Source organism: Craurococcus roseus (assembly GCF_039523795.1).
Lineage (GTDB): Bacteria > Pseudomonadota > Alphaproteobacteria > Acetobacterales > Acetobacteraceae > Craurococcus > Craurococcus roseus.
In genome coordinates, this window is the sequence record NZ_BAAAFZ010000070.1 from 1 (window position 1) to 26,776 (window position 26,776).

Sequence of the window (26,776 nt, forward strand, 5' to 3'; positions counted from 1 at the left end):
TTCGCCGCCGCCGCGCGGCTGACCTTGCGCCCCCGCGCGGACGAGGAGGACGACCGGCGCGGCCCGGCGCGCCGCCCGGGCAGCCTGCCGGCCGCGGCCAAGCGCACGCCCGCGGCCCCGGTCAAGAAGGGCCTGCCCGGCGCCGCCCGGCGCGACGGCGGCCGAATCGACGTGCAGGCGGCCATCGAGGGCGAGGACGAGCGCAGCCGCTCCATCGCGTCCCTCCGCCGCGCCCGCGAACGCGAACGGCGCCAGCAGGAGCTGGCCCGCCTGCGGTCCGGCACCGAAAAGGTCGTCCGCGACGTGGTGATCCCGGAGGCGATCACCGTGCAGGAGCTCGCCAACCGCATGGCCGCCCGCGGCGGCGAGGTGGTGAAGGCGCTGTTCCGCATGGGCGTCATGGCGACGCTGACCCAGACCATCGACGCCGACACGGCGGAGCTGGTGGTGCAGGAGTTCGGCCACCGCTCCCGGCGCGTGTCCGAGAGCGACGTCGAGCTCGGCCTGGAAGGCGAGACGGACGTCGAGACCGACCTGCAGCCGCGCCCGCCCGTGGTCACGATCATGGGCCACGTCGACCACGGCAAGACCTCGCTGCTGGACGCGTTGCGCCAGACCGACGTGGTCGCGCACGAGGCCGGCGGCATCACCCAGCACATCGGCGCCTACCAGGTGAAGGTGCCGTCGGGCGATCGCATCACCTTCATCGACACGCCGGGCCACGAGGCCTTCACCTCCATGCGCGCCCGCGGCGCCAGCGTGACCGACATGGTGGTGCTGGTGGTGGCGGCCGACGACGGCGTCATGCCGCAGACCGTCGAGGCGATCCGCCACGCCAAGGCGGCGAACGCGCCGATCATCGTCGCGGTGAACAAGATCGACAAGCCGGGCGTCCGGCCCGAGCGCGTGAAGCAGGAGCTGCTCCAGCACGACATCGTGGTGGAGTCGCTCGGCGGCGACACGCAGGAGATCGAGGTTTCTGCGACGCAGAAGACCAACCTCGACCGGCTGCTGGAGGCGATCACCCTCCAGGCGGAGGTGCTCGACCTCAAGGCCAACCCGGAGCGCGCCGCGGAGGGCACGGTGATCGAGAGCAAGCTCGACCGCGGCCGCGGGCCGGTGGCGACCGTGCTGGTGCAGAAGGGCACGCTGCGGCAGGGCGACATCGTGGTGGCCGGCACCGAATGGGGCCGTGTGCGCGCGATGCTCGACGACAAGGGCCGCCAGCTCAAGGAGGCCGACCCGAGCCTGCCGGTGGAGATCCTCGGCCTGTCCGGCGTGCCCGGCGCGGGCGAGAACTTCGTCGCCGTGGAGGACGAGGGCCGGGCGCGCGAGATCTCCGAGTACCGCCAGCGCCGCGCGCGGGAGAAGGCCTCGGCCGCCGCCGGGGCCGGGCGCGGGACGCTGTCCGACATGCTGGCCCGCATCCAGGCGGGCGAGCAGAAGGAGGTGGCCGTGCTCGTCAAGGCAGACGTGCAGGGCAGCGCGGAGGCGATCAACGCCACGCTGGGCAAGCTCGGCAACGAGGAGGTGCGGGTCCGCGTGCTGCACAGCGCGGTGGGCCAGATCACCGAGAGCGACGTCCAGCTCGCCAAGGCGTCGGACGCGGTGGTGGTCGCGTTCAACGTCCGCGCCACGTCGCAGGCACGGGACTTGGCGCAGCGCGAGGGCGTCGACATCCGGTACTACTCGATCATCTACGAGGTCTCGGACGACATCGAGAAGCTGTACAAGGGTCGCCTCGCCCCGGTGCAACGCGAGAAGTTCCTGGGCTACGCGCAGATCCTGCAGGTGTTCGAGGTCAAGCGGCTGGGCAAGATCGCCGGCTGCCGCGTGACGGAGGGCGTGGTGAAGCGCGGCGCCGGGGTGCGGCTGCTCCGCGACGGCGTGGTGATCCACACCGGCGAGCTGTCGACGCTGCGGCGCTTCAAGGACGACGTGCGCGAGGTCCAGAACGGCTACGAGTGCGGCATGTCCTTCGCCAACTACGACGACATCCGCGTGGACGACCAGATCGAGTGCTACGAGACCGAGACGGTGGCGGCGGCGTAACCCGCCCCGCCTCCGGGCGTTGTTTCCGGGGCGCGGCGCCGAGAGACGGGCGCCGCGCCCCTTCCATTTCAGCGGGGTTCCACACCCATGCCCAAGCCAAGGCACCACGCCGGCGGAGACGCCGCCGGCCCCTCCCAACGGCAATTGCGGGTCGCGGAGGAGGTGCGACACGCCCTGTCCGCCGTCTTCGCGCGCGCCGACTTCCGCGACCCGGACCTCGCCGGCCTGCACGTGACGGTGACGGAGGTGCGCGCCTCCCCCGACCTCAAGCACATGACCGCCTTCGTCAGCGGGCTGGGCAAGGACCTCACGCCCGAGCAGCTCAAGGCGCTGAAGCGCGCGGCGCCCTTCCTGCGCGGGCAGGTGGCCAAGGCGGTGCGGCTCCGCGCGGCCCCGGACCTCCACTTCCAGGTCGACACCTCGCTCGGTTACGCCATGCGGATCGACGAGGCGCTGCGCCGGCCGGAGGTGGCACGCGACCTCGGGCCGCGGGACGACGACGCGGCGGCGCCCGCGGAGGACTCGCCGTGAGCCAGCGCCACCACCGGCAACGGCACCGCAAGCCGCGCGGCCGGCCACTGGACGGCTGGCTGATCGTGGACAAGCCCTCCGGCATCGGTTCGACCGAGGTGGTCGCGCGCGTCAAGCGCGCCTTCGACGCGCAGAAGGCGGGCCACGGCGGCACGCTCGACCCGCTGGCGACGGGCGTGCTCCCGGTGGCGCTGGGCGCCGCCACCAAGACCGTGCCCTACGTGATGGACGGCACCAAATGGTACCGCTTCACGCTCCGCTTCGGCGAAGCGCGGGACACGGACGACGCCGACGGGCAGGTGACGGCCACCAACGAGGCCCGGCCCACGGACGAGGCGATCCGCGCTGCCCTGCCGTCCTTCACCGGCGACATCATGCAGGTGCCTCCGGTCTACTCCGCCATCAAGCTCGGCGGCGAGCGCGCCTATGATCTCGCGCGCGAGGGCCACGCGGTCGAGTTGCAGCCCCGCCCCGCCCGCGTGGACCGTTTCGAGTTGGAGGGGCGGCCGGACGCGGACCACGCGGTGTTCCTGGTCGAGAGCGGCAAGGGCGTTTACATGCGCTCCCTCGCCCGCGACCTAGCCCTGGCGCTCGGGACGGTCGGCCACATCGCGGCGCTCCGGCGGATGCGGGTGGGGCCGTTCCGGGAGGAGCACGCGATCCCCCTGGACAACCTCGCCGCTTCCGGCGATACGCCGCGCTCTTCCCCGGACCTCCTGCTCCCCGTCACGACCGCGCTGGCCGACATCCCGGCGCTGGCCCTGGCGGAAGCGGAGGCCGCGCGGCTCGGCTTCGGCCAGGCGATCAGCCTGGTGGAGCTCATGGGCCGCGTTCCTGACGCCGCCGACCCCGACGGGGGATTGGTGCGCGCGATGGCGGGGGAGCGGTTCGTGGGGCTCTGCCGCCTGGAGTCCGGCTTGCTGAAGCCGGAACGCCTGATGGCCGCGGCGCCCGGCGGGCCGGTGGACGAACCGCCGCCGACGCCCTGACCGGGCCGCGGCCAACAGGAGAACAACCCGATGTCGATCACAGCGGAGCGTCGCACGACGCTCATCGGCGAGTACGCCACCAAGCCCGGCGACACCGGCAGCCCCGAGGTCCAGGTCGCGCTCCTGAGCGAGCGCATCTCGAACCTGACCGAGCACCTCAAGACCCACGCCAAGGACTTCCACAGCCGGCGCGGCTTGCTGGTGCTGGTGGGCCAGCGGCGCGGCCTGCTGGATTACCTGAAGAAGAAGGACCAAGCCCGGTACGAGGGCCTGATCGGCCGCCTGGGCCTGCGCCGCTGAAGATCGGCTCCAAGCGGCGCGGCCGGATCGCTTAGAAGGCGATATACTCGCTTTGTAAAAACTAATATGTTGAGCGGAATGGCACGTTCCGCTCAATCTTCGGTCGCGTGGGCGGCTCCAATCCCGGCCCCCGCCACCTTGCTGGTGGTGGCGCTGGTCGGCTTGGTGGTGGCCAGGCACGTCATGGACGCTTTGGCCGCCGGTGGCTTCTTCGCCACGGGGCTGCTGGTCGACTCGGACTCCTGGACGCGCGTCCAGCGCGTGCTCGACCTGCGGCAGGGCGCCGGCTGGTTCGACGAGACCGTCCTTCGCCTCGACGCGCCATCGGGCCTGTCCCTGCACTGGACGCGCCTCCTCGACGTCATGATCCTGCTGCCTGCCTTGGCGCTGGAGAGCGCGCTCGGGCTCGCGCCGCGGGACGCCGTGCTGCTCGCGGGCGCTTGGGTCTGCCCCGTGCTGCACGGCGCCTGCGTCGCCGCCGCCGTCCACGCGGCGCGCGCGCTCTGGACCGGAACGGGGCCGGTGCTGGCGGGCCTGCTCGTGGCCGGCAACCCGGTTGTCGGCGGCTACAGCGGCTTCGGCCGGGCCGACCACCACACGCTGATCCTCTTGGCCGAACTGCTGGCGCTGGGCGCCGCCGTGCGGGCGGCGGCGTGGCCGGCGGACGCGCGCGGGGCGGCGTGGCGGGCCGGCGCCTTCGGTGGTTTGGGCGTGTGGGTCAGCCCCGAAGCGCTGCTCGTCGCCGCGCCGGTGCTGGCCGGCTTCGGCGTGCTCTGGGTGGCGGAGGGGGCGCGGGGCCTGCCGCCCGGTGGCGCCGCCGCGCAAGGCCTGCGCGCTTCGCTCGGCTTCACGCTGGCCGTGGCGGCGGGCGTTTTGTGCGAGCACCCGCCGTCCGGCTGGCTGGGCGGCGAGTACGACAAGGTTTCGGCCCAGCATGTCCTGATCGGGGCGCTGGCCGCGGCGGTGTTCGGCGCCGCAAGGCGCGTCGCCGGCGGCCCCGCCCGCCGAGCGGCGATGGGCGGGGCGGCGGCGGCCGTCGCGGCGGGCGTTCTGCTCCTCCTCCGGCCCCACGCGCTGAACGCTTCGCTGGCCAGTGTCGACCACGGCGCCGCCCGCTTCATTTCCATGGTGTCGGAGATGCGGCCGGTCGACCTTTCCCCGGTCAGCGGCCTGTTGGGCGACGCGCCGGTGGCGCTGGCCGCCACGCCGGCGGCGCTGCTGGTCCTCGCGCTCGCGGCGCCCGGGTGGCGGCGGGAGGGGAGGTTGGCCGCGGCGGTGCCGCTCGGGCTCGCGCTCGCCGCGACGCTGCCAGCCACCCTGCTGCACCGGCGTTTTGCCTTGGACCTGGCGGCGCCGGCGTGCCTGCTCGCGGCGGGGCTGCCGGTGCTGGCGCTCGGCCTGCGGCGGCCCGAGCTGCGCCCGGCCATGGCCCTTCTCGGCATGGCCGTCGCCTTCGGGACGCCGCTCCTCGCCCTGCTCGGGGCCGCGGTGGCGCCGGCCAGGGATGCGTCCCAAAGCGTCGCGTTCCGAGAAGAGTGCGGGGCAACGGCCTTGGCGGCGACGGGCCGGCGCGACCGATCGACGGTCGCTCCCGGATCCGCCGACCCCGTGTTGTTGGCGAACACCATCAACACGGGACCGGAACTGGCTTGGCGGACCCCGTTCAGGCTCGTCGGCGCGCCCTACCACCGCGGCGGCGGCGCGATCACGGACACCTTCGCGTTCTTCGACGCGACGGACGACGCCGCGGCCCGCGCGATCGCGGAACGGCGGCGGGCCTCGCTGGTCCTGCTTTGCGCGCCGTGGCCGAACGAGGAAGCCGCGGCGGCTTCCCTCCTCTGGCGGCTGCGTCGCGGCGAGGCGCCGGAGTGGATGGCGCCGGTGGACCTGCCCGGCGCGCCCGCGGGCGTGCGGCTCTTCGAGGTGCGGCCGCCGCGCCCCGACGCCGCCGGAACCCAGGCGCCCTCACCCGGCGGGTGAACTTCGCCGCCTTGGCTCTGGCAATCCGCCCCCGCATGGGTCATATGTCTGCCGGGGCGCGTTCCGAGGCGCGCCCCCGCCCCGCGCTCGTGGCGGTTTGACGGCAGAACGCCGCGTCCCGACAGGCATTGCGACGGCGTTTCCGGCCACATGGGTTCTTTGTCCGGGTGGCGGCTCCCGCCAGCACGGACATTGCAGCGGGACCAGTCCCAATCCATGCCGCCCGAAACGCCGAGCTCCTGCCCCATCGGGTTGGTGGGCTCGCGTCTGGCACTCCGCCGCGTCGCAACCGGACGATTTCGTCCGGTCCCTGCACACCGCCGGCCCCGCCGAACGGGCCCGGCCTGGACCGCCGCGCGATCGGGCAAGGAAGGCCCGCCGGCGTCCCGAAAAGGAACGACGCATGTTCGACAACTACTTCCGCAAGGACATTTCCTGGGGCGGCCAGCTCCTGACCTTGGAGACGGGCAAGGTCGCCCGCCAGGCCGACGGCGCGGTGATGGCGCGCCTGGGCGACACCATCGTGCTTTGCACGGTGGTCGGCTCCCGCTCGGTGAAGCCGGGCCAAGACTTCTTCCCGCTCACCGTGAACTACCAGGAGAAGGCCTTCGCCGCGGGCAAGATCCCCGGCGGCTTCTTCAAGCGCGAAGGGCGCCCGTCCGAGAACGAGACGCTGGTGTCGCGCCTGATCGACCGGCCGATCCGCCCGCTCTTCCCCGAGGGCTTCCGCAACGAGGTCCAGGTCATCGCCACCGTGCTCAGCCACGACCTGGAGAACGACCCCGACGTGGTCGCCATGGTCGGCTGCTCCGCGGCGCTGACCCTTTCCGGCATCCCGTTCTTCGGCCCGGTCGGCGGCGCGCGCGTCGGGTACATCGACGGCCAGTACGTGCTGAACCCGACCGCCGCGCAGCGCAAGCAGAGCGCGCTCGACCTCATGGTGGCCGGCACCCAGGAAGGCGTGCTGATGGTGGAATCCGAAGCGCACGAGCTCCCGGAGGACATCATGCTGGGCGCCGTGACCTTCGGCCACCAAGGCTTCCAGCCGGTCATCCAGGGCATCATCGAGTTGGCCGAGCGCGCCGCCAAGGAGCCGTGGAACCTGCCCGAGCCGTCCGACGCCGTGTCGGCGCTGAAGGCGCGCATCGCCGAGCTGGGCCGCGGGCCGCTCGCCGAGGCGTACAAGGAGACGCAGAAGCTGCTGCGGCAGGAGAAGGTGGCCGCCGCCAAGAAGGCCGTGGTGGAGCAGCTCACGGCCGAGGGCGTCGAGACGGAGGGCGCCAAGGCGCTCCTCAAGGAGCTCGAGGCCGACGTGGTGCGCAACGCCATCCTGGACACCGGCACCCGCATCGACGGGCGCGACACCAAGACCGTCCGGCCGATCGTGGCCGAGGTCGGCGTGCTGCCCCGCGCGCACGGCTCCGCGCTGTTCACCCGCGGCGAGACCCAGGCCTTCTGCGTGGCGACGCTGGGCACCGGGCAGGACGAGCAGATCATCGACGCGCTGGCGGGCGAGTACCGCGAGGCGTTCATGCTGCACTACAACTTCCCGCCCTACAGCGTCGGCGAGACCGGCCGCATGGGCTCGCCCGGCCGCCGCGAGATCGGGCACGGCAAGCTCGCGTGGCGCGCCCTCCGGCCGCTGCTGCCGGAGAAGGAGAAGTTCCCGTACACGATGCGCGTCGTCTCGGAGATCACCGAGTCCAACGGCTCGTCCTCCATGGCGACGGTGTGCGGCACCTCCTTGGCGCTGATGGACGCGGGCGCGCCGCTGAAGCGCCCCTGCGCCGGCATCGCCATGGGCCTGATCAAGGAGGACCGCGGCTTCGCCGTGCTGTCCGACATCCTCGGCGACGAGGACCACCTCGGCGACATGGACTTCAAGGTGGCCGGCACGGAGCAGGGCGTGACTTCGCTCCAGATGGACATCAAGATCACCTCCATCACGCCGGAGATCATGAAGATCGCGCTGGAGCAGGCGCGCGAAGGGCGGCTGCACATCCTGGGCGAGATGGCCAAGGGCCTGACCGGGGCGCGCGGCGAGGTGGCGGCCACCGCGCCGCGCATCACCGTCATCAACGTGCCCAAGGAGAAGATCCGCGACGTCATCGGCTCCGGCGGCAAGGTGATCCGCGAGATCACCGAGCAGACCGGCACCAAGGTGGACATCGAGGACGACGGCACCATCAAGGTCGCCGCCACCTCGCCGGAAGCCGCGCAAAAGGCGATCGACTGGATACGCGGCATCGTCGCCGAGCCGGAGATGGGCGCGATCTACAACGGCAAAGTGGTCAAAACCGCCGAGTTCGGCGCCTTCGTCAATTTCCTCGGCGCCCGCGACGGGCTGGTCCACATCTCCGAGCTGGCGCAGGAGCGCGTGAACCGCACGAACGACGTGGTGAACGTGGGCGACCAAGTGAAGGTGAAGGTCATCGGCTTCGACGAGCGCGGGAAGGTCAAGCTCTCCATGCGCGTCGTGGACCAGGCCACCGGCGCCGACATCACGGAGCAGGTCGGCGCCCGCCGGCCCCGCCAAGAGGGCGGCGAGGGCGAAGGCGGCGGGCCGCGCCGCGACCGGGGCGAGCCCCGCCGCGAGCGCCGCGAGCGTTCCGACGCCGCCGAGTAGGGTGGAATAGATGCGTGGCCGGGGCTGAAACCAATCCCGGTCACGCCACATTACTGACTATGTCACCGGATTCGGGAATGCCGGCGTGAAGGCCATCAACGCAATCCGCATGGGCGGTTCTGAAATCCTACCTCTGGTTGAGGGCGGCAAGGGCGTCGCCGTTTCCAATGGCGCGTCTTGCGGCGCTTGGGCTTCGGCGGGCGGCGTCGGGACTTTCTCTGCCGTCAATGCCGACAGCTACGACGAGGACGGGCGGATCGTCCGCCAGACCTACTCGGGCAAGACCCGGCGGGACCGGCACGAGGAGTTGGTGGCCTATGGCATCGCCGGCGGCATCGCCCAGGCCCGGGAAGCGCACGAGCGCGCCGGCGGCCAGGGCCGCATCCACGCCAACATACTGTGGGAGATGGGCGGGGCGGAGCGCGTGATCCGCGGCGTGCTGGAAGGGGCCAAGGGCCTCATCAGCGGCATCACCTGCGGCGCCGGGATGCCCTACCGCTTGGCAGACATCGCACGCGAGTTCGGCGTCTTCTACTACCCCATCGTCTCGTCCGCCCGCGCCTTCGGCGCGCTCTGGAAGCGCTCCTACAGCAAGACGCGGGAGTGGATGGGGGGCGTCGTGTACGAGGACCCTTGGCTGGCCGGCGGCCACAACGGCCTGTCGAACAGCGAAGACCCGCTGGTCCCGGAAGATCCGTTCCCCCGCGTGCTGAAGCTTCGCCAGCAGATGCGCGAGTTCGGCCTCGGCGACGTGCCGATCATCATGGCCGGCGGCGTGTGGTGGCTGGAGGAGTGGGAGGACTGGATCGACAACCCCGAACTCGGCCCCGTCGCTTTCCAATTCGGCACCCGGCCGCTGGTGACGCGGGAAAGCCCGATCTCCGACGCCTGGAAGCAGCGCCTGCTGGAGCTGAAGCCGGGCGACGTGCTGTTGCAACGTTTCTCGCCCACGGGCTTCTACTCCTCCGCCGTCCGCAACGGCTACCTGCGCGAGTTGGAGGAGCGCAGCGAGCGGCAGGTCGCCTACACCTCCGAGCCGGTGGGCGACCATGTGGCCGAGTACGCGGTCGGCCCGCGCAAGCGGCGCGTGTGGCTGACGGCGCACGACCGCGCCCGGGTGGACCGCTTCGAGATCGCGGGCTTCACCGAGGCCATGCGGACCCCGGACAACACCCTGGTCTTCGTCACGCCCGAGAAGTCGCGCGAGATACTCAAGGACCAAGTGGACTGCATGGGCTGCCTGTCCACCTGCCGCTTCTCCAACTGGTCGCAGCACGGCCCGGATTACAGCAACGGCCGCAAGGCCGATCCGCGCTCCTTCTGCATTCAGAAGACCTTGCAGGACATCAGCCACGACGGCGCGCTGGAGGACAACCTCATGTTCGCCGGCCACAACGCCTACCGCTTCGGCCAGGACCCGTTCTATTCGAACGGCTTCATCCCGACGGCCAAGCAGCTCGTGGAGCGCATCCTCACCGGGCGTTAGGCGGGAGCCCCTCCCCCAGCACCCAGCGGCGGAACAGCTCCAGATCGATGTTGCCGCCGCACAGCACCAACCCCGCCCGCCGGCCGCGCATGCGCGGCGCTTCTCGGAGGAGCGCCGCCAACGGCGCCGCGCCGGCCCCTTCGGCGAGGTTGTGGGTGTCCTGCCAATAGGCGCGGATGGCGGCGGCCATCTCGGCGTCGCTCACCGTCACGATCCGCGACGCGCCCCGGCAAATGATCTCCAGCGCCGCCGGGTCGGGCACCCGCGTCGCCATGCCGTCGGCCAGGGTGTCGGCGCTCGGCGTTTCCACCACCCGGCCGGCGGCGAAGGAAAGGGCGTAGGCCGGCGCCGCGTCGCTCTGCACGCCCACGATCTCCGTGCGCAAGCCGAGAAGGTCGCGTGCCAGGATGCAGCCGCATATGCCGCTGCCGAGGCCGATCGGCACGTACAGCGCGTCCAGCGGCGGCGCGCCGCGGAACAGCTCCAGCGCGTAGGTGGCGACGCCGAGCACCAAGTCGGGCGCGAAGGAGGGCGCGAACTCCAAGCCCTTCGCCGCGGCCACCCGCGACGCCTCGGCCCGCGCCTCGTCGAAGTCCGCGCCGTGCTCCACCAACCGCGCGCCCTGCGCCCGCATCGCGGCGTTCTTCTCGGCGCTGTTGCCGCGCGGGACCAGGATGGTGACGGCGACCCCGTGCCGCTTCCCGGCGTAGGCCAGGCTCTGCCCGTGGTTGCCCCGCGTGGCCGAGACGACCCCCGGCACGTCCGGGCGCTCCCGCCGCAACCGGTCCATATAGACGAGGCCGCCGCGAACCTTGAAGGCCCCGGTCGGCGTGTGGTTCTCGTGCTTGACCCAGACCTCGGCGCCGGCGCGGGCGGCGAGCAGTGGCCAAGCGATCTGCTGCGTCGGGGGGAACACGGCTCCCACGAGGCGGGCCGCCCTTTCCAGCGCCTGGAGGGTGAACACGGCGGCGGCGATCCCCTTGTCGGAACAACCTCGGCCCGAAGGCGTTGTGGCCGCGAAGGTTAGCGGAGGCGGCCGCCATGGCAATCGAAGTGAGAAGCGACCAGTGGACCGGGGAAGCGGCCGGGGGGCTGAGCACCTCCCCGCGCGTCTACGCCGAGTTCCCCGACCGGGGCGCCCTGGAGCGCGCGGTGGCGCAGCTCGAAAGCGCGGGCGGGTTCCAGCAAGACGACATGACGCACGGGCGCGCCAGTGCGTCGCCGCCGGCGGACAACGCGCGCCAAGTGCCGCCCGCGGACGAGCACCCGCTTAAGGCGGACGCCCGGAACCTGCGCCAGCTCGGGGTGGGCATGGGTAGCTTCGTGGCCGGTGCGGCGGCGGCGGGCGCGGTGGTGGCGACGGGCGGCGCCGCGTTGCCGGCGGTGGGCGCGGCGGCGGCGGCGAGCCTAGGCACGGCGGCCGCGGGCGAAGCGGTGGGCAAGAGCGCCGAGCCGGACACCGATGCCGATCCCGCCGACGCCAAGGACAAGCAGCCCCGGGCCATGGACGACCGGCTCGCACTCGGCGTGCGCGCTGGGACCGAGGACGAGCAGAAGAAAGCGGAAGAGATCCTGCGTTCCTGCGGCGCCACCCGCGTTTGGCGCGTGGCGCCGGAAACCTGAGCCGCGACCGGCCGATGCCAAGCATCGGCCGGTCGATCGGTTCGGCACGCCGGGGACGTGCCGGCGCTTCAAGGTTTCAGAGCGGCTTCAGGTTGGCGGCGGCGGCCTTGCCGCGCTCCTGCACCACGTCGTAGCTGACCTTCTGGTTCTCGTCGAGGCTTTGCAGGCCCGCCTTCTGCACGGCGGTGATGTGGACGAAAACGTCCTTACCGCCGTCCTGCGGGACGATGAAGCCGAACCCCTTGGTCGGGTTGAACCACTTCACGGTGCCGATCGCCATGCGATCCAGCCTCCTTCTCTCCGTTGGTGCCCGGGCGCCGATCGCCCGAGCGAGGCAACCGGGCAGTGGAACGGCTTGAGGGCGCCCGGAATCCAGAGGAAGACCAGGAAGGCACGGCAAGGCGAGCCAAGGCGGTTTGCTGTCCTATGGACGCAGATCGCGCCGGCGCTGTCAAAGGTTGAACGGCGTTCCGGATGCGAGAAGGGGCGGCCCTTTTGGACCGCCCCCTCCCTGGACCACCGACTTGCTGGCGGATCAGAAGTCCATGTCGCCCATGCCGCCCATGCCGCCGCCGCCGGCCGGCGCCGCCTTCTTCTCCGGCCGCTCGGCCACCATCGCTTCCGTGGTGATCAGCAGCGCCGCGACCGAGGCCGCGTCCTGCAGCGCCGTGCGCACGACCTTGGTCGGGTCGATGATGCCAGCCGCGATCAGGTCCTTGTACTCGCCGGTCTGCGCGTCGTAGCCATAGGCGTACTCGTCCTTGCGAAGCACGTCGCCGGCCACCACGGCGCCGTCCTGGCCCGCGTTCTCGGCGATCTGCCGAAGCGGGGTCTGGATGGCGCGGCGGACGATCTCGACGCCGACATGCTGGTCGTTGTTGTCCGTTTTGATGTCGGCCAGCATCTTGGACGCGCGGGCCAGGGCCACGCCGCCGCCCGGCACGATGCCTTCCTCGACCGCGGCGCGGGTCGCGTGGAGGGCGTCGTCAACGCGGTCCTTGCGCTCCTTCACCTCGACCTCGGTGGAGCCGCCGACGCGGATCACCGCCACCCCGCCGGCCAGCTTGGCCAGGCGCTCTTGCAGCTTCTCGCGGTCGTAGTCCGAGGTGGTCTCCTCGATCTGCGCCTTGATCTGCTCGCAGCGGCCGGTGATCTCCGACTTCTCGCCGGCGCCGTCCACGATCGTGGTGTTCTCCTTCTCGATCCGCACAGTCTTTGCGCGGCCGAGCATGTTCAGCGTGACGTTCTCGAGCTTGATGCCGAGATCCTCGCTGATCACCTGGCCGCCGGTGAGGATCGCTATGTCCTCCAGCATGGCCTTGCGGCGGTCGCCGAAGCCCGGCGCCTTCACCGCCGCGACCTTCAGGCCGCCGCGCAGCTTGTTGACCACCAGCGTGGCCAGCGCCTCGCCTTCGACGTCCTCGGCCACGATCACCAGCGGACGGCCGCTCTGCACCACCGACTCGAGCAGCGGCAGCATCGGCTGAAGGCCGGACAGCTTCTTCTCGAAGATCAGGATGTAGGGGTTGTCCATCTCCGCGATCATCTTCTCCGCATTCGTGATGAAATACGGGGAGACGTATCCGCGGTCGAACTGCATGCCTTCGACGACGTCGAGTTCGGTCTGGATGCTCTTGGCTTCCTCGACCGTGATGACGCCTTCGTTGCCGACCTTCTCCATCGCCTGGGCGATCATCTCGCCGATCTCGGTCTCGCCGTTGGCGGAGATGGAGCCGACCTGCGCGACCTCGGCGGAGGTGGAGATCTTCTTGGTGTTCTTCTCGAGCTCCGCGACGACCACGGCCACGGCCTTGTCGATGCCGCGCTTGAGGTCCATCGGGTTCATGCCCGCGGCCACGGCCTTGGCGCCCTCACGGACAATGGCCTGGGCCAGCACGGTCGCCGTGGTGGTGCCGTCGCCGGCGATGTCGTTGGTCTTCGAGGCCACTTCGCGCACCATCTGCGCGCCCATGTTCTCGAACTTGTCCTGGAGCTCGATCTCCTTGGCGACGGTGACGCCGTCCTTGGTGATCCGCGGCGCGCCGAAGCTCTTGTCGAGCACCACGTTGCGGCCCTTGGGGCCGAGCGTGACCTTCACCGCGTCGGCCAGGATGTCCACGCCGCGGAGCATCCGCTCGCGGGCGCCGGCGCCGAATTTGACGTCCTTCGCTGCCATGTTGCGTTACCTCGTCTCTCTGTTTCGGGGGGATTCGTCTCGGGGAAGGGAGACGGAGCGTCAGGCGGCCTTCTTCGCCGCGGCCTGGCCTTCGAGGATGCCCATGATGTCGGACTCCTTCATGATAAGGAGCTCCTCGCCATCGAGCTTGACCTCGGTGCCCGACCACTTGCCGAACAGGATGCGGTCGCCGGCCTTCACGTCGAGCGCGCGCAACTCGCCCTTGTCGTTGAGCGTGCCGGGGCCGACGGAGATGACTTCGCCTTCCTGCGGCTTCTCCTTGGCGGTGTCGGGGATGATGATGCCGCCTGACGTTTTCTCTTCCGCCGTGACCCGGCGGACGAGAACGCGGTCATGCAGGGGACGGAAATTCATGCGGCCCTCTCCTGATGTCTGTTCTTTGGTGGCTCTCTCCACTCGGGTGCCAGGGCCACGAAAACCGACCGCTAGCACTCCTTTAGGAGGAGTGCCAGCGATCTAGGGCAAGCACGAGGCATCGTCAAGGCGTCGGCAGCAATCTCGTTGCGCGAGTGCTAATAGGTTGAGTCACAAGGTTTTTCTTGTGCTGGGGCAGCACCCTCGTGCCATTCTTTCGTTCTGGAAGGGGAGTCGCCGGCGCGCGTCCGACCCAGGCGAGAAGGAAAAACGGTTTGTTGCAGCAGATCGAGGCCATCGTCCGCGTCCCGGATTGGCGGCTGACCACGGCCGAAATCCTCTACCACATGCCCGACCACCACGGCGTCCTTCAGACCTTCGTGTGGCAGAAGGTCGACCGGGCGCCGACCTTCCCCGAACTGACCCGCTTCCTCGACTTCTGGCGCCGGGAGATCGAAGGGCCGCTGCATTCTGTGCGCGTGGCGTCCTCGGCCCTAATCCGCCCGGCGGAGCTGCGCTACGCGGACGGGCAGTTCTCTCTGCACTGACGACGGCCCTTGTGGGGCCGGCGGGCGCGGGCCTCAGCCCTCCTCCAGGGTCCGCCCCGCCGAATGCCGCCGCAGCAGCGCGAGGCCGATGGCGACGGACACTGCGAACAGCCCGGCCGCGAGCCCGATCTGCCACGCCCCGTCCACCCGCACCCCCTTGCCGAGCAGGGCGAACACCGCCGTCTGCGGCAGGTAGCCGAGCGCTGAGGCTGCCAGGAAGGGCGCCGCCGCGATCCCGGCCATCCCCGCCAGCAGGTTGAGCGCCAAGTTGTTGCCGACGGGCAGCAGCCGCAGTGCCAAGGTGGCGCCGAACGGGCTGGCCGCCAGGGCGTCGCGCAGCCGCCGGAGCCGCGCCCCGTAGCGCCCGGCCAAGCGCCGCTCCGCCCAGGCGCGCCCGACCAGCCGCGCCCAACCGAAGGACAGCGCGCAGCCCCCGAGCTGCGCCAGCAGGGCCAAGCCGGCGCCCTCGGCCGCGCCGAAGGCGTAGCCGCCCAGGAAGGCCACGCCCTGCCGCGGCGCCCCGGCCGCCGTGGCGATGGCGCCTGCCCCGAGGAAAACCGCCTCCCCGAACATCCCTTGGTCGCGGACGTAGCGGTCCACCCAGTCGGTGCCCGGCGCCGCGCCCACCGCGCGCAGCACCAGCCCGCCCGCCGCCAGCCCTGCCGCCAGGAGGACCAGCTTGCCAAGCGCGCGGGCCGTCCGCCGCGTCCCGCGAGGAGGGGCGCCGGCCGCCTCGGCCCCGGTCAATCCTCCGGTTCCAGCACCGGGCGGGAAGCGCGGCGCTGCAACCAGGCCACCCCCGCCACGTCGAACAGGCTCACCGCCAAGCGGTCCAGGGTGCCGTAGTTCGACCGGCCGCGGAGGCGCGGGCGGTGGTTCACCGGCTCGCTCACCACCCGCCCGCCGGCGCGCAGCACCAGGGCCGGCAGGAAGCGGTGCATGTGGTCGAAGCGCGGCAGGTCGAGGAACAGGGCGCGGGGGAACACCTTCAGCCCGCAGCCGGTGTCGGGCGTCGCGTCGCCCAGCAGCCGCGCCCGCACCGCGTTGGCGACCAGGCTGGTGCGCCGCTTGACCCAGGTGTCCCGGCGCGTCACCCGGTGCCCGGCCACCAGGACGGCGTCGCCTTCCGCCTGCGCCCGGCGCAGCAGGCGGGGGATGTCGGCCGGGTCGTTCTGCCCGTCCCCGTCCAGCGTGGCGATCCACTCGCCCCGCGCCGCCCGGACGCCGGTGGCGATCGCTGCGGACTGGCCGCAGCTCTTGCGGTGCCGCAGCCGCCGCAGCGGCTCGCCGCCCTCTTCCGGCAGCCCTTCCGCCGCCTCCCGCAGCGCCGCGGGCGTGCCGTCGGTGGAACCGTCGTCCACGTAGACGATCTCGTGCGGGATCGCGGCCAGGGCGGCTTCTATCTCGGCGACCAGCGGCGCGATGTTGGGCGCTTCGTTCCGCACGGGGACGACCACGGAAACGAGGGGAGGAAAGGCGGCCGGGCGGGGCGCCGTGGCGGCGGTCTCCGCCGGCATCGCCGCGTGCAGTCGGCCGGGCATGGTCGGAGGCGGGTAGCAGCCCCGCCCACCGGCAGCAAGCCGACGCGCCCCCCCGACGCACGTGGCCGTCCGCTGCGCACGGGGCCGCGCCGCCCTATATTGCCGCCATGCCTTTCGACGACGCACACGCCGCCGCTGCGACCGGGACGGACCGCGCCGACGGCGCCCGCGCGGTCGGCCGCTGGCTCCTGGTCGTCGCGGCCATGGTCTGGATCATGGTCGCGCTCGGCGGCGCCACGCGCTTGTCGGGCTCCGGGCTGTCCATCATGGAATGGGCGCCGATCATGGGCACGCTGCCGCCGTTGTCCGACGCGGAGTGGCAGCGCCTCTACGACCTGTACCGCACCATCCCCCAGTACGCCCTGGTGAACCAGGGCTTCGGAATGGAGGGCTTCAAGCGGATCTTCTGGCTGGAGTGGGCGCACCGCTTCTGGGGGCGGGCCATCGGCCTCGTCTACGCCGGCGGGCTGCTTTGGTTCTGGCTGCGCGGGCGCATCCCCGCCGGGCTGAAGCCGCGCCTGCTGCTGCTGTTGGCGCTGGGCGGCATGCAGGGCGCGGTGGGCTGGTTCATGGTCGCCTCCGGCTTCGACGCCGACCGCACCGCGGTTTCGCCCTGGCGGTTGGTGGCGCATCTCGGCCTAGCCCTCGCCCTCTACGCCGCGCTGCTCTGGACCGCGCTCGGGCTGCTCGCGCGGCGAGACGGGCCGCGGTCCCCGGACGCGGTCCCGGCGTGGAGGAGCGTGCGCCGGCAGGTTCAGGCGTCGGTTTGGCTGCTTGTCGCGGCGATGCTGGCCGGCGGCTTCACCGCGGGCATCCGCGCCGGTCTCGACTACAACACCTTCCCGCTGATGGACGGGCGCCTCGTGCCGGAGGGCTACTGGCGCTTGGAACCGGCGTGGTTGAACCTCGCCGAGAATGTCGCGGCGGTGCAGTTCAACCACCGCCTCCTGGCGACGCTGGCCGCGCTCGCCGCCTTCGGCGCCGCCCTGGCCGCGTGGCGCCGCCTGCCGGGCGGGCCGGCGCGGCGGGCCTGCCTCGGCCTGGGCGCGGCGGTGGCGCTGCAATACGCGCTCGGGGTGGCGACCTTGCTGCTGGTGGTGCCGGCTTGGCTCGGCACCCTGCACCAAGCCAACGCGGTGCTGGTGCTGACGGTGGCCTTGCTGGCGTTGCGGCGCTTGCCCACGGTCGCCGCCGGCCCGGAACCGGCTCGCCTGTCGCCGCCGCCACGGCGTGCGCGCGCCGCCTCGCGGCGCGGCGCCGCATGAGCGCCTCCGCAACCGGGCCGGGTCCGCCCGCGGACGTCCCCGCCGTGCTGGCGGCGCTGCCTTTTCCGATCTGGATCTGGGACGCCGAGCGGCGCATGACCTTGTGCAACGACGCCGCCTTCTCCTTCGCCGGGCTAGACCGCGAAACGCTGCCGCCGGGCACGCCGCTCCGCGACGTCGTCCGCCTCTTCGCCTATCGGGGCGTCTACGGGCCGGGGGACCCGGAAGCGCAGGTCGAGCAGCAAATGCGGTTCGACCGCGACCGGCATTCCCGGCGGCTGCTGCGGCGCGCCACCGGCTCTTGCCACGAACTCCACATGGGCCCCCTCCCCGACGGCGGCTCCTACAGCCTCGCCGTGGACGTCACGCGCCACCAAGAGGCCATCGCCGAGGCGGCGGAGCAGGCGCGGCGGCTGGAAGCGGCGCTGGGGCAGTTGCGCAGCGGCCTCGCCGTCTTCGACGCGGAGCGCCGGCTGGCGCTGAGCAACCCAGCCTATGAGGAGTTGATCGGGCTCCCGCGCGGCGCCCTCCACGCCGGCATGCCGCACGCCGAGGTGATGCGCGCGACGGCCCGCCGCGCCGATTTCATCAACACCGATCCCGATCAGTTCGTCGCCGACCGCGTGGCCCTCGACCGCTCGCGCCCGCACTCCTGGTTCCGCGAACGACCGAACGGGCAGGTGCTCAGCCTGACCAGCCAGCCGGTGCCGGATGGCGGCTTCCTGATCGAGATCGCCGACATCACCGACGCCCGCCGCGCGGAGGACGAGGCGCGCCGCCGCGCCGCGGTGCTCGACGGCATCCTGGCGTCGCTGCCGCACGGCGTGGTGGTGTTCGGGCCCGACGGCCGCGTGGCGATGGTGAACGCCGCCTACCAGTCGATCCTGGCGGGTTCGGAGGTGGCGGTCGGCGAGCACCGCGAGGACATCGCTCGCCGCCGCGCCGCCACCGGCGAATACGGGCCGGGAGACGAGGATGAGCTGATCCGCCGCAACCTCGCCCCGCTCGGCGGCGGCGGAGACGGGTCCAGGCGGCAGCGGACGCGCCCGGATGGCACGGTGGTCGACATCCGCTACGCGCCCATGCCGGACGGCGGCCACGTCCAGGTCATCACCGACATCACCGCCCTGAGCCGGGCCCAGGCCGAGGCGACGGCGCACGCGGCGCTGCTGCAATCGGCCATGGACAACACCCGCCACTCGATCGCGCTCTACGGCCCGGACCGCCGCCTGCTCGCGGCGAACCGCCTCGCCGGGCCGGAGTACGGGCTGCCGCCCCTGGGCGAGTGCATCGGCCTCCGGATCGAGGAGGTGGTCGCGCGGCAGCTCGCCGACGGGGCCCTGGGCGGCGGGGCGGAGGCCGAGGAGCTGGCCGCGAGGACCCTGGCCCTCGACCGGTCGAAGTCGACCCGCTACCAGCGCACGCTGCCGAACGGCCGCGTCGTCGACGCGTCGTCCGACCCCACGCCCGACGGCGGCTTCGTCGTCGCCCACACGGACGTCACGGAGCAGTTGCGGGCGCAGCGCGAGGCTTCCGCCCGCGCCGGCGTCCAGCAGGCGATGCTGGACAACATCCGGCACGGCATCGCGCTCCTGGACGCGCAGGACCGGATCGTCGCGGTGAACCGGGTCTTCCGCCAGATCCTCGCGCTCCCCGACGAGCTGCTGGCGCCGGGCACGCACTATTGGGCGTTCGTGGACGCGCTCGCCGCGCGCGGCGACTACGGGCCGGGCGGGGAGGGCCGCGCCGCCGCCGCGCGCATCAAGTCGCAGGACCGGCGCAAGACCATCCGCACCATCCGCACCAAGCCGGACGGCACGGTGCTGGAGGTGGTCTCCGACCCCATCCCGGACGGGGGCTGGGTGCTGACCTACACCGACTTCACCGCCGAGCGCCGCATCCGCGCCGAACTGGAACGCGCGAAGGAGGCGGCGGAAGCCGCCAACAACGCCAAGTCGCGCTTCCTCGCCGCCATGAGCCACGAGCTGCGCACGCCGCTCAACGCGGTGATCGGGTTCTCGGAAGCCTTCGCGGCCGATCCGGACCCGACGCGGGGGGCCGAGTACGTGCGCTCCATCCGCGAGGCGGGCCGCCAGCTGCTCGGGCTCATCGACGACGTCCTCGACGTCGCGCGGGCGGAGACCCTGGGCTTCGAGGCGTCCGACGCGGAGATGGACGTCGCGGAGATGGCGGAGGACGCGGTCCGGATGACGCGCGCGGCCGCCGAGGCGGCCGGCGTCCTGCTGTCGGTGGCGCTCCCGCCCTTCCTGCCCCGCGCGCTGGGCGACGGCGAACGGCTGCGCCAGGTGCTGCTGAACCTGCTAGCCAACGGGGTGAAATTCACTCCCGCGGGCGGCTCCGTCACGCTCTCGGCGGCGGTCGAGGAGCCGTCGGGCGACCTGGTGCTCAAGGTGGCGGACACCGGCATCGGAATCCCGCCCGAGGACATCCCGCGCGTCTTCGAGCCCTTCACCCAGATCGACAACTCCCTGTCGCGCCGCTACGGCGGCTCCGGCATCGGCCTCTACCTCTCGCGCGCCCTGGCCGAGGCGCAGGGGGCGACGCTCGCCCTCGAAAGCTCGCCGGGCCGCGGCACCACGGCGATGCTGCGCTTCCCCGCCGCCCGCCTGCTCTCCGCCCTCCCCGTTTGACGCCCCTTCCACGGAGCACCGTCCCGCCATGCCCCTCGATTCCCCGTTGGACGTCACCGACCGCCTCTTCGCCGAGCTGGACCGCGACGCCTCCGAACGCCTGACGCGCGAAGCGCTGGCCGGCGCCGACGACGGCGAGCTGTTCCTGGAATACCGCGAGAGCGAGGGCATCTCGCTCGACGACGGCCGCATCCGCTCCGCCTCCTTCGACGCCACGCGCGGCTTCGGCCTGCGCGCGGTGGCCGGGGAGGCGGCGGGCTACGCGCATTCGGGCGAGCTGTCGGAAGCGGCGTTGCGCCGCGCCGCGGCGACGGTCGGCGCGGTGAGGCAGGGCCGGTCCGGCACGCTCGATGTCGCGCCGCGCAAGACCAACGCCCGGCTGTACGAGGACGCGAACCCGCTCGGGCAGATGGAATTCGCGGACAAGACCGGCCTGCTCGCCGAGATCGACGCCTACGCCCGCGGCCGCGATCCGCGCGTGGTGCAGGTGATGGCCTCGCTGTCCGGGGAGTGGCAGGCGGTGCAGGTCGTCCGGCCGGACGGCGCGTGCGTGGCCGACCTCCGCCCGCTGGTGCGGCTCAACGTCTCGGTGGTGGTGGAGCAGAACGGCCGGCGCGAGACCGGGAGCCACGGCATGGGCGGCCGCTTCGCCTATTCGCGCATCGTCGGGCGCGAGAGCTGGCGGGCGGCGGTGGACGAGGCGCTGCGGCAGGCGCTGGTCAACCTGGAGAGCGTGCCCGCGCCGGCCGGCGAGATGGAGGTGGTGCTCGGCCCCGGCTGGCCCGGCATCCTGCTGCACGAGGCGATCGGCCACGGGCTGGAGGGCGACTTCAACCGCAAGAAGACCTCGGCTTTCGCGGGACTTTTGGGCCAGCGCATCGCCGCGCCGGGCGTGACGGTGGTGGACGACGGCACCATCCCCGATCGCCGCGGGTCGCTGACCGTGGACGACGAGGGCACGCCGTCGAACCGCACAGTGCTGATCGAGGACGGCGTGCTGGTCGGCTTCATGCAGGACCGGCAGAACGCGCGGCTGATGGGCGTCGCGCCCACCGGCAACGGCCGCCGCCAGAGCCACGCCCACATCCCGATGCCGCGCATGACCAACACGGTCATGCTAGACGGCCAGCACGCGCCGGAGGAGATCCTGCGGAGCGTGAAACGCGGCCTTTACGCCGTGAACTTCGGCGGCGGGCAGGTGGACATCACCTCCGGCAAGTTCGTGTTCTCGGCGTCGGAGGCCTACCTGGTCGAGAACGGCAAGATCGGCGCGCCGGTGAAGGGCGCGACGCTGATCGGCAACGGCCCGGACAGCCTGACCAAGGTGGCGATGGTGGGCAACGACTCCGCGCTCGACCCCGGCATCGGCACCTGCGGCAAGAACGGCCAGGGCGTGCCGGTGGGCGTGGGCCAGCCGACCTTGAAGATGGCGGGGCTGACGGTGGGCGGCACGGCGGTCGGGTGACGATCCGCCGCGCGCGCGCGGAAGAGGCGCCGCTCCTCCGGGCGCTGGTGGAGCGCGCCTACGCGCCTTGGGTGCCGGTTGTCGGCCGGCGCCCGATGCCGATGGATGACAACTACGAGGCGCGCGTCGCCGCGGGCGAGGCCTGGGTGTTGGAGGAGACGGGCGAAGTCCGCGGCGTGCTGGTGCTGGTGGAGCGCGCCGACCACCTGCTGCTCGACAACGTCGCCGTGGAGCCCGCGCGCCAGGGCAGGGGCGGCGGCCGGATGCTCCTCGACTTCGCCGAAGCCGAGGCGCGGCGGCGTGGGTTGCCCGAAATCCGCCTCTACACGAACGAGAAGATGGAGCGGAACATCACCCTCTACGCGGCGCGCGGCTACGCGGAGACCATGCGGCAGGAGGGGGCGGGCTTCCGCCGCGTGTTCATGGCGAAGCGGGTGGCGGTGGGCTGAGCCGCCGCGCGGCCCAGGCTTGCGCCGCGTCGGCCGCCGCCAGGAGCACGGCGGATTGCTCGCAAGCTTGGTTCAACCGCGTCGCCTGCCTCGCCGGGTCGTTGGGGTACATGTGCAACAGCCGGTTGCGGGTCTTCACCATCTCGGCAAAGGCGTCTGCCGACTCCAGAAGCCCGAACTTTTCCATGAGGTCGGCCAGGTCCCGGCGTGACATCAGGGCCGGATCGCGGAAGCCTTGTTCCACCGCGACCCGCCGCCAGAGCCGATCCTGCAAGTGGTTGACCAAGTTCTCGAAACGCTTGGGGAAGGCGTCGGTGAGCAGCGAATTCGCCGCCTCCGCCGCCTCGACCCGATCGGCGTCGAAGGGCAGGTACGGCGCGAGGTCGCCCAGAACGTCCAGCAGCTTGTCCGCGAGCCGCTTCGCGGCCCCCAGCGAAACCGAGAGGTCGTCGCGCGCCGTCACAGCAACACACCCGTCGCCAGCGCCACCTCGTCGATCCGTTGCGGCGTGTCGCCCGCGGCCAGCACCAGCAAGTCCGTGTGACGGTCGTCCAAGGCGCGCTCGATCGCGGCCACCGCGCGGGACTCGACCTGCCACCCCGGCTTCTCGCCCGGCACCCGCACGTGCAAGTCGAGGTCTCCGCCGCGCCGGTCCAGCCTCGCGCGGCTGCCGAACACCCTCACCTCGGCCTCTGGGCCGAAGTGCTCGGCGACGATGCGCTTCACCGCCGCGATCTCCTCCGGCCTCAGCCGGACGGGCGGGAGCGCCGCCGCCAAGGCCTCACACCTCGGCCGCCAGCAGCGCCGGCCGCGCGTCGCCCTTCCAGGCGCCCTCGTAGAGCGCCAGCAGCCGGTCGGCGCGCGTCAGGCCGCTTTCCACGATCTCGTCGAGCGGGGCGAGGTACACCTCCTCGCCCAAGCCCCGCGCCTTCAATCCGCCGCGCGCGATGGCCAGCGCGTCCCGCGCAACGTCCCGCACGCCGCGTCCGCGGATCGAAGCGCCCAGCGCGTCCCGCGGCACCGCGGCGCGCAACTCGCGGATTTCCCCTGCCGTCCAGCCACGCACCAGCGCCGCCGCCGCCTTCTGCGCCGCGTCGTCGTACAGCAGCCCCACCCACAGCGCCGGTGCCGCCATCAGCATGTTCGGCCCGCCGGCGTCGGCGCCGCGCATCTCCAGGAAGCGCTTGAGGCGCACGTCGGTGAAAGCGGTGGTCACGTGGTCGGCGAAGTCGCCCACCGTGGCGCGCTCTCCCGCGAGCGCATTACCGAGCCGCCCCTCCATGAAGGCGCGGAAGCTCATGCCCGCCGCGTCCAGCCACTTGCCGTCGCGCATCACGAAGTACATCGGCACGTCGAGCACCCACTCGACGAAGCGCTCGAAGCCGAAACCCGGTTCGAACGCCGCGTCGGGGATGCCGGTGCGGGACGGGTCCACGTCCGTCCAGACCTGGGCGCGCGCGGAGCGGAAGCCGCTCGGCTTGCCCTCCACGAAGGGCGAGTTGGCGAAGAGCGCGGTCGCCACCGGCTGCAAGGCCAGCGAGACGCGCAGCTTCTCCACCATGTCGGCCTCGTCGCCGAAGTCGAGGTTGGCCTGCACCGTGCAGGTGCGGAGCATCATGTCGAGGCCGTGCCCGCCAACGGTCGGCATGTGGCGGCGCATGATGGCGTAGCGGCCTTTGGGCATCCAAGGCATGTCGTCCCGCGACGCGAGCGGGTGGAAGCCCAGCGCAGCGAAGCCGAGGCCGAGCGCCCCCGCCGCTTCGTGCATCTCGCGGATGTGCTCGCGCAATTCCAGCCGCGTCGCGTGCAGGTCCGGCACCACGGCGCCCGACAGCTCGAATTGCCCGCCCGGCTCCAGGCTGATGGAGGCGCCGCCGCGCTTCAGGCCGATCGGCTTGCCGTCGTCGAGGATCGGCGTCCAGCCGCGCGCCGCCATGCCCTCCAGCAGCGCCCGGATGCCGTCCGGCTCGTAGGGCGGCGGGGACAGGTCCGCGCGACGGAAGCCGAACTTCTCGTGCTCCGTCCCCACGCCCCAGCGCTCGCGCGGCTTGCAGCCGGCGGCGAACCACTCGGCGAGCTGGCGCGGATTCGAGATCGGCGTCAGGTCCGCTTCGCCCGGATTGGACATCCTGCCCTTTCCTGCTTCCTCAAAGGGCCTGGGCGGACGTCGGCCCGGCACGTTCAAGCATCGCTGTTCCAGTCACCGGCCAAGGCCTGCATCACGGCCAAGCCGGCAACCGCCGCGGTTTCCGCCCGCAGTATGCGCGGGCCGAGCGCGGCGGTGGCAACAAAGGTGCGGCAACGAAGGTCGTCAAGCTCCGCCCGTTCGAACCCGCCCTCCGGCCCGACCAGCCAGCCCAAGGGCAACGCGCGGCCCCGCAGGACGGCCGCGAGCGGCGGCCCTTCGCGCCGTTCGTCGCCCACCAGCAACGGCGTCCCGTCCCAGGCGTCCAGCGCCGCGTGCAGCGGCCGGGCCTCGGCCAGGCGCGGGACGGTCAGGCGCTCGCACTGCTCCGCCGCCTCGCGCGCGATGCCCTCCAGGCGCCCGGTGTTCACCCGCTCGGCGACGCTGCGGCGGGTGAACACGGGCTGGACCAGGCCGACGCCCAGTTCCGTCGCCTTCTCGACGATCCATTCCATCGCCGAACGCTTCACCGCGGCGACGAGCAGCCGGAGGTCGAGGCCGGGCGTTTGCGGGCGGGTCAGGCGCTCGGGCACGAAGCTGGCGCGGTCGCGCTTCAGTCCGGCGATGCGCGCCGACCACTCGCCGTCGCGGCCGTTGAACAACAGCACCGGATCGCCCGCCGCCCGGCGCAGGACGCCGCCGAGGTAGTGGGCCTGCGCCGGGGCGGCCGCCACCTCGCGCCCTTCTTCCAAGGCCTCGTCCAGGAACAGCCTGGGGACGGTGGACATGCCGCCCTTTCGCTGGAACACAGCGCGCGTGCAAGGCTTCACGGACATCCGGGCGGGCGGTTGGGTGGCGCGGCTCCCGGCAGGCTGGCGGCCCTACGCCCTGTTGGCGCGGTTCGACCGGCCGATCGGCTCCTGGCTGCTGTTCCTGCCCGGCCTTTGGGCCTTCGCCCTGGCCGCGCCGGGCTGGGCGGAAGGGCTGCGCCTCACGCTCCTGTTCGGGATCGGCGCGGTGGCGATGCGGGGCGCCGGCTGCGTGGTGAACGACCTGTGGGACCGCGACCTCGACCGCCGGGTGGAGCGCACGCGCGGCCGGCCGCTCGCCTCCGGCGCCGTCAGCCCGCGGCCGGCGCTGGTGTTCATCGCGGCGCTCTGCCTCGTGGGGCTCCTGGTGCTGGTGCAACTCCCCCGCGCGGCGATCCTGCTCGGCTTCGCGTCCGTCCTGCCCATCGTGCTGTACCCGCTCGCCAAGCGGGTGACGAACTGGCCCCAGGCGATGCTCGGCCTCACCTTCTCCTGGGCGGCGCCGACCGGCATGGCGGCCGCCACCGGCACGCTCGGCCCGGAGGCCGTCGCGCTGTGGGCGGCCGCCTTCTTCTGGGTGCTCGGCTACGACACGGTCTACGCGCACCAGGACCGCGAGGACGACGCGCGGATCGGCATCGGCAGCACGGCGCTGTTCTGGGGCGCGAACACCAAACCGTTCCTGCTCGCCTGCTACGCCGCCATGCTGGCCCTGCTCGGGCTTGCGGGCTGGCTGGCCGGGCTTTCCGCCCTCTTCTGGCCGGCGCTGCTGCTGCCGGCGGCGTTGCTGGTCCGGCAGGCGGCGGCGCTCGACATCGATGACCCGGCGGGCTGCCTCCGCTTGTTCCGTTCGAACCGGGAAGCGGGGCTGGCGGTGGCGCTGGCCTTCCTCGCCGGCCGATTGTGAAGGACGCCGCCGACTTCCTCCGCGCCAACACGGCCATCGCCCCGGCGCCGCTGGTGCCGGAGCTTCGGCTGCACCTCGCCACCGAGATCACGCCGATCTGGCAGGCGACGGAGGCGTGGCTGGAGCGGGAAGGCGTGGCGCCGCCTTTCTGGGCCTTCGCCTGGCCGGGGAGCGTGGCGGTGGCGCGGATGCTGCTCGACCGGCCGGAGTTGGTGCGCGGCAAGCGGGTGCTGGACTTCGCCGCGGGCTGCGGCTTGGCCGCCATCGCCGCGGCGCGCGCCGGGGCGGCTTCGGTGGAGGCGGCGGAAATCGACCCGCTCGCCGTCGCCGCGATCCGGTTGAACGCCGAACTCAACGGCGTGGAGGTCGTGGCGCTGGCGGAGGACGTGGTGGGCACGCCCTGCCGCTGGGACCGGGTGATCGCGGGCGACGTCTGCTACGAGGCGCCGATGGCGCGGCGCATCCTTCCCTGGCTGCGGGGCCTCGCCGCCGCCGGGGCCGAGGTGTGGCTGGCCGATCCCGGGCGCGCCTACGTCCCGGGTGAGGGGCTCGAAACGCTGGCGCGGGTCGCCGTCCCGGTCACGCGGGAGCTGGAGGACCGCGACGTCCGGGAGGTGACGGTGTCGCGTTTGCTTCCGCCGTGATGCCGCCACACGCGACGGGCACCCTCCGCCGGTGAACAGGGGTGCCCCGATGCGGCGTCTGGCTTTGTTGCTGGTGGCGGCTTCCGCACTCCCGGCGGCGGCGCAAACCGAATACCGTCACGACGCCCAAGGGCGCTCCGCGGGCCGCGCCGAGCGGCGGGGCGACACCATGCACTTCTATGAGGGTGTCCGAGAAGGGTCAGGCTGGTGCCAGTCGGTTCAGCATCAGCCGGA

At 72.3% G+C, this 26,776-nt stretch carries 25 protein-coding genes; 15 read left to right on the plus strand and 10 right to left on the minus strand.

Annotated features, from left to right (window positions below; translation table 11 throughout):
• From infB to ABD067_RS20980, 7 genes are all read left to right on the plus strand, one after another.
• Positions 1 to 2,052 (plus strand): translation initiation factor IF-2 (gene infB, locus ABD067_RS20950; RefSeq protein WP_343897341.1); only part of this gene is annotated, 2,052 nt, incomplete at its 5' end.
• A gap of 87 nt (positions 2,053 to 2,139) precedes the next feature.
• Positions 2,140 to 2,583 carry a 30S ribosome-binding factor RbfA gene (gene rbfA / locus ABD067_RS20955; RefSeq protein ID WP_343897342.1) on the plus strand — a complete coding sequence of 148 codons (444 nt, stop codon included), beginning with the start codon at positions 2,140 to 2,142 and terminating at the stop codon, positions 2,581 to 2,583.
• Complete coding sequence (truB, locus tag ABD067_RS20960; RefSeq protein ID WP_343897343.1) at positions 2,580 to 3,572, plus strand: tRNA pseudouridine(55) synthase TruB; 993 nt, start codon at positions 2,580 to 2,582, stop codon at positions 3,570 to 3,572. The genes rbfA and truB overlap by 4 nt, the downstream gene beginning before the upstream one ends.
• 30 nt (positions 3,573 to 3,602) lie before the next feature.
• A complete protein-coding gene (rpsO, locus tag ABD067_RS20965) occupies positions 3,603 to 3,872 on the plus strand; it encodes a 30S ribosomal protein S15 (protein ID WP_343897344.1) in 270 nt (89 codons plus the stop codon).
• A gap of 78 nt (positions 3,873 to 3,950) precedes the next feature.
• Positions 3,951 to 5,852, plus strand: coding sequence for a hypothetical protein (locus tag ABD067_RS20970; RefSeq protein ID WP_343897345.1), 1,902 nt, complete (start codon positions 3,951 to 3,953; stop codon positions 5,850 to 5,852).
• 403 nt (positions 5,853 to 6,255) lie between these two features.
• Positions 6,256 to 8,478, plus strand: a complete 2,223-nt coding sequence (gene pnp, locus ABD067_RS20975; protein ID WP_343897347.1) for a polyribonucleotide nucleotidyltransferase — start codon at positions 6,256 to 6,258, stop codon at positions 8,476 to 8,478.
• 85 nt (positions 8,479 to 8,563) lie between these two features.
• Positions 8,564 to 9,964, plus strand: coding sequence for an NAD(P)H-dependent flavin oxidoreductase (locus ABD067_RS20980; RefSeq protein ID WP_343897348.1), 1,401 nt, complete (start codon positions 8,564 to 8,566; stop codon positions 9,962 to 9,964).
• Here the strand turns inward: ABD067_RS20980 and ABD067_RS20985 are convergent.
• Positions 9,951 to 10,928, minus strand: coding sequence for a threonine dehydratase (locus ABD067_RS20985; protein ID WP_343897349.1), 978 nt, complete (start codon positions 10,926 to 10,928; stop codon positions 9,951 to 9,953). The two genes, ABD067_RS20980 and ABD067_RS20985, sit on opposite strands and share 14 nt — an antisense overlap.
• A 77-nt stretch (positions 10,929 to 11,005) precedes the next feature.
• On the opposite strand from ABD067_RS20985, the gene ABD067_RS20990 reads away from it, so the two are divergent.
• Positions 11,006 to 11,587: a hypothetical protein gene (locus tag ABD067_RS20990; RefSeq protein WP_343897351.1), complete on the plus strand. Its 582-nt coding sequence runs from the start codon at positions 11,006 to 11,008 to the stop codon at positions 11,585 to 11,587.
• 76 nt (positions 11,588 to 11,663) lie between these two features.
• Here the strand turns inward: ABD067_RS20990 and ABD067_RS20995 are convergent, their stop codons facing one another.
• From ABD067_RS20995 to groES, 3 genes are all read right to left on the minus strand, one after another.
• Positions 11,664 to 11,867: a cold-shock protein gene (locus ABD067_RS20995; protein ID WP_343897353.1), complete on the minus strand. Its 204-nt coding sequence runs from the start codon at positions 11,865 to 11,867 to the stop codon at positions 11,664 to 11,666.
• 255 nt (positions 11,868 to 12,122) lie between these two features.
• Entirely contained in the window at positions 12,123 to 13,763 is a 1,641-nt protein-coding gene (gene groL / locus ABD067_RS21000) for a chaperonin GroEL (RefSeq protein ID WP_343897355.1), read from the minus strand.
• A 60-nt stretch (positions 13,764 to 13,823) separates the two neighbouring features.
• A complete protein-coding gene (groES, locus tag ABD067_RS21005) occupies positions 13,824 to 14,138 on the minus strand; it encodes a co-chaperone GroES (RefSeq protein WP_343897357.1) in 315 nt (104 codons plus the stop codon).
• A 278-nt stretch (positions 14,139 to 14,416) separates the two neighbouring features.
• On the opposite strand from groES, the gene ABD067_RS21010 reads away from it, so the two are divergent.
• A complete protein-coding gene (locus ABD067_RS21010) occupies positions 14,417 to 14,686 on the plus strand; it encodes an usg protein (protein WP_408871581.1) in 270 nt (89 codons plus the stop codon).
• Positions 14,687 to 14,719: 33 nt separating this feature from the next.
• Here the strand turns inward: ABD067_RS21010 and ABD067_RS21015 are convergent, their stop codons facing one another.
• Positions 14,720 to 15,433 (minus strand): TVP38/TMEM64 family protein, encoded by a 714-nt coding sequence (locus ABD067_RS21015; RefSeq protein WP_343897358.1) that lies wholly within the window; start codon positions 15,431 to 15,433, stop codon positions 14,720 to 14,722.
• On the minus strand, positions 15,430 to 16,203 hold the full coding sequence (locus ABD067_RS21020) for a glycosyltransferase family 2 protein (RefSeq protein ID WP_343897359.1): 774 nt from the start codon (positions 16,201 to 16,203) through the stop codon (positions 15,430 to 15,432). Before ABD067_RS21020 ends, ABD067_RS21015 begins: the two co-directional genes overlap by 4 nt.
• 131 nt (positions 16,204 to 16,334) lie before the next feature.
• Here ABD067_RS21020 and ABD067_RS21025 point away from each other — a divergent pair, with 131 nt between their 5' ends.
• Genes ABD067_RS21025 through ABD067_RS21040 form a run of 4 tightly spaced genes read left to right on the plus strand, consistent with a single transcriptional unit; the run spans position 16,335 to position 22,057 of the window.
• Complete coding sequence (locus ABD067_RS21025) at positions 16,335 to 17,492, plus strand: COX15/CtaA family protein (protein WP_343897360.1); 1,158 nt, start codon at positions 16,335 to 16,337, stop codon at positions 17,490 to 17,492.
• The gene (locus ABD067_RS21030) at positions 17,489 to 20,143 is read left to right on the plus strand and encodes a PAS-domain containing protein (protein WP_343897361.1); all 2,655 of its coding nucleotides are present in this window, start codon (positions 17,489 to 17,491) and stop codon (positions 20,141 to 20,143) included. The genes ABD067_RS21025 and ABD067_RS21030 overlap by 4 nt, the downstream gene beginning before the upstream one ends.
• A gap of 28 nt (positions 20,144 to 20,171) precedes the next feature.
• A complete protein-coding gene (gene tldD, locus ABD067_RS21035) occupies positions 20,172 to 21,608 on the plus strand; it encodes a metalloprotease TldD (protein WP_343897362.1) in 1,437 nt (478 codons plus the stop codon).
• Positions 21,605 to 22,057 carry a GNAT family N-acetyltransferase gene (locus ABD067_RS21040; RefSeq protein WP_343897363.1) on the plus strand — a complete coding sequence of 151 codons (453 nt, stop codon included), beginning with the start codon at positions 21,605 to 21,607 and terminating at the stop codon, positions 22,055 to 22,057. The genes tldD and ABD067_RS21040 overlap by 4 nt, the downstream gene beginning before the upstream one ends.
• Here ABD067_RS21040 and ABD067_RS21045 read toward each other — a convergent pair.
• The 4 genes from ABD067_RS21045 to ABD067_RS21060 are packed head-to-tail and all read right to left on the minus strand — an operon-like array spanning position 22,029 to position 24,970.
• Positions 22,029 to 22,520 (minus strand): hypothetical protein, encoded by a 492-nt coding sequence (locus ABD067_RS21045; RefSeq protein WP_343897364.1) that lies wholly within the window; start codon positions 22,518 to 22,520, stop codon positions 22,029 to 22,031. The two genes, ABD067_RS21040 and ABD067_RS21045, sit on opposite strands and share 29 nt — an antisense overlap.
• Positions 22,517 to 22,834, minus strand: a complete 318-nt coding sequence (locus ABD067_RS21050) for a nucleotidyltransferase domain-containing protein (RefSeq protein ID WP_343897365.1) — start codon at positions 22,832 to 22,834, stop codon at positions 22,517 to 22,519. Before ABD067_RS21050 ends, ABD067_RS21045 begins: the two co-directional genes overlap by 4 nt.
• Positions 22,835 to 22,838: 4 nt before the next feature.
• Positions 22,839 to 24,185 carry a glutamate--cysteine ligase gene (locus ABD067_RS21055; protein WP_343897366.1) on the minus strand — a complete coding sequence of 449 codons (1,347 nt, stop codon included), beginning with the start codon at positions 24,183 to 24,185 and terminating at the stop codon, positions 22,839 to 22,841.
• Positions 24,186 to 24,238: 53 nt separating this feature from the next.
• Positions 24,239 to 24,970, minus strand: coding sequence for a 16S rRNA (uracil(1498)-N(3))-methyltransferase (locus tag ABD067_RS21060; RefSeq protein ID WP_343897367.1), 732 nt, complete (start codon positions 24,968 to 24,970; stop codon positions 24,239 to 24,241).
• On the opposite strand from ABD067_RS21060, the gene ubiA reads away from it, so the two are divergent.
• On the plus strand, positions 24,969 to 25,898 hold the full coding sequence (ubiA, locus tag ABD067_RS21065) for a 4-hydroxybenzoate octaprenyltransferase (RefSeq protein ID WP_408871582.1): 930 nt from the start codon (positions 24,969 to 24,971) through the stop codon (positions 25,896 to 25,898). The genes ABD067_RS21060 and ubiA overlap by 2 nt on opposite strands.
• Complete coding sequence (locus tag ABD067_RS21070; RefSeq protein WP_343897369.1) at positions 25,895 to 26,542, plus strand: class I SAM-dependent methyltransferase; 648 nt, start codon at positions 25,895 to 25,897, stop codon at positions 26,540 to 26,542. Before ubiA ends, ABD067_RS21070 begins: the two co-directional genes overlap by 4 nt.
• Positions 26,543 to 26,776 lie beyond the last annotated feature (234 nt).

Coding starts and splice junctions, on each gene's coding strand:
- rbfA (WP_343897342.1), top strand. CDS start 2,140: ATGCCCAAGCCAAGGCACCACGCCGGCGGAGACGCCGCCGGCCCCTCC.
- rpsO (WP_343897344.1), top strand. CDS start 3,603: ATGTCGATCACAGCGGAGCGTCGCACGACGCTCATCGGCGAGTACGCC.
- ABD067_RS20970 (WP_343897345.1), top strand. CDS start 3,951: ATGGCACGTTCCGCTCAATCTTCGGTCGCGTGGGCGGCTCCAATCCCG.
- pnp (WP_343897347.1), top strand. CDS start 6,256: ATGTTCGACAACTACTTCCGCAAGGACATTTCCTGGGGCGGCCAGCTC.
- ABD067_RS20990 (WP_343897351.1), top strand. CDS start 11,006: ATGGCAATCGAAGTGAGAAGCGACCAGTGGACCGGGGAAGCGGCCGGG.
- ABD067_RS20995 (WP_343897353.1), bottom strand. CDS start 11,867: ATGGCGATCGGCACCGTGAAGTGGTTCAACCCGACCAAGGGGTTCGGC.
- groL (WP_343897355.1), bottom strand. CDS start 13,763: ATGGCAGCGAAGGACGTCAAATTCGGCGCCGGCGCCCGCGAGCGGATG.
- groES (WP_343897357.1), bottom strand. CDS start 14,138: ATGAATTTCCGTCCCCTGCATGACCGCGTTCTCGTCCGCCGGGTCACG.
- ABD067_RS21020 (WP_343897359.1), bottom strand. CDS start 16,203: ATGCCGGCGGAGACCGCCGCCACGGCGCCCCGCCCGGCCGCCTTTCCT.
- ABD067_RS21025 (WP_343897360.1), top strand. CDS start 16,335: ATGCCTTTCGACGACGCACACGCCGCCGCTGCGACCGGGACGGACCGC.
- ABD067_RS21030 (WP_343897361.1), top strand. CDS start 17,489: ATGAGCGCCTCCGCAACCGGGCCGGGTCCGCCCGCGGACGTCCCCGCC.
- tldD (WP_343897362.1), top strand. CDS start 20,172: ATGCCCCTCGATTCCCCGTTGGACGTCACCGACCGCCTCTTCGCCGAG.
- ABD067_RS21055 (WP_343897366.1), bottom strand. CDS start 24,185: ATGTCCAATCCGGGCGAAGCGGACCTGACGCCGATCTCGAATCCGCGC.
- ubiA (WP_408871582.1), top strand. CDS start 24,969: ATGCCGCCCTTTCGCTGGAACACAGCGCGCGTGCAAGGCTTCACGGAC.
- ABD067_RS21060 (WP_343897367.1), bottom strand. CDS start 24,970: ATGTCCACCGTCCCCAGGCTGTTCCTGGACGAGGCCTTGGAAGAAGGG.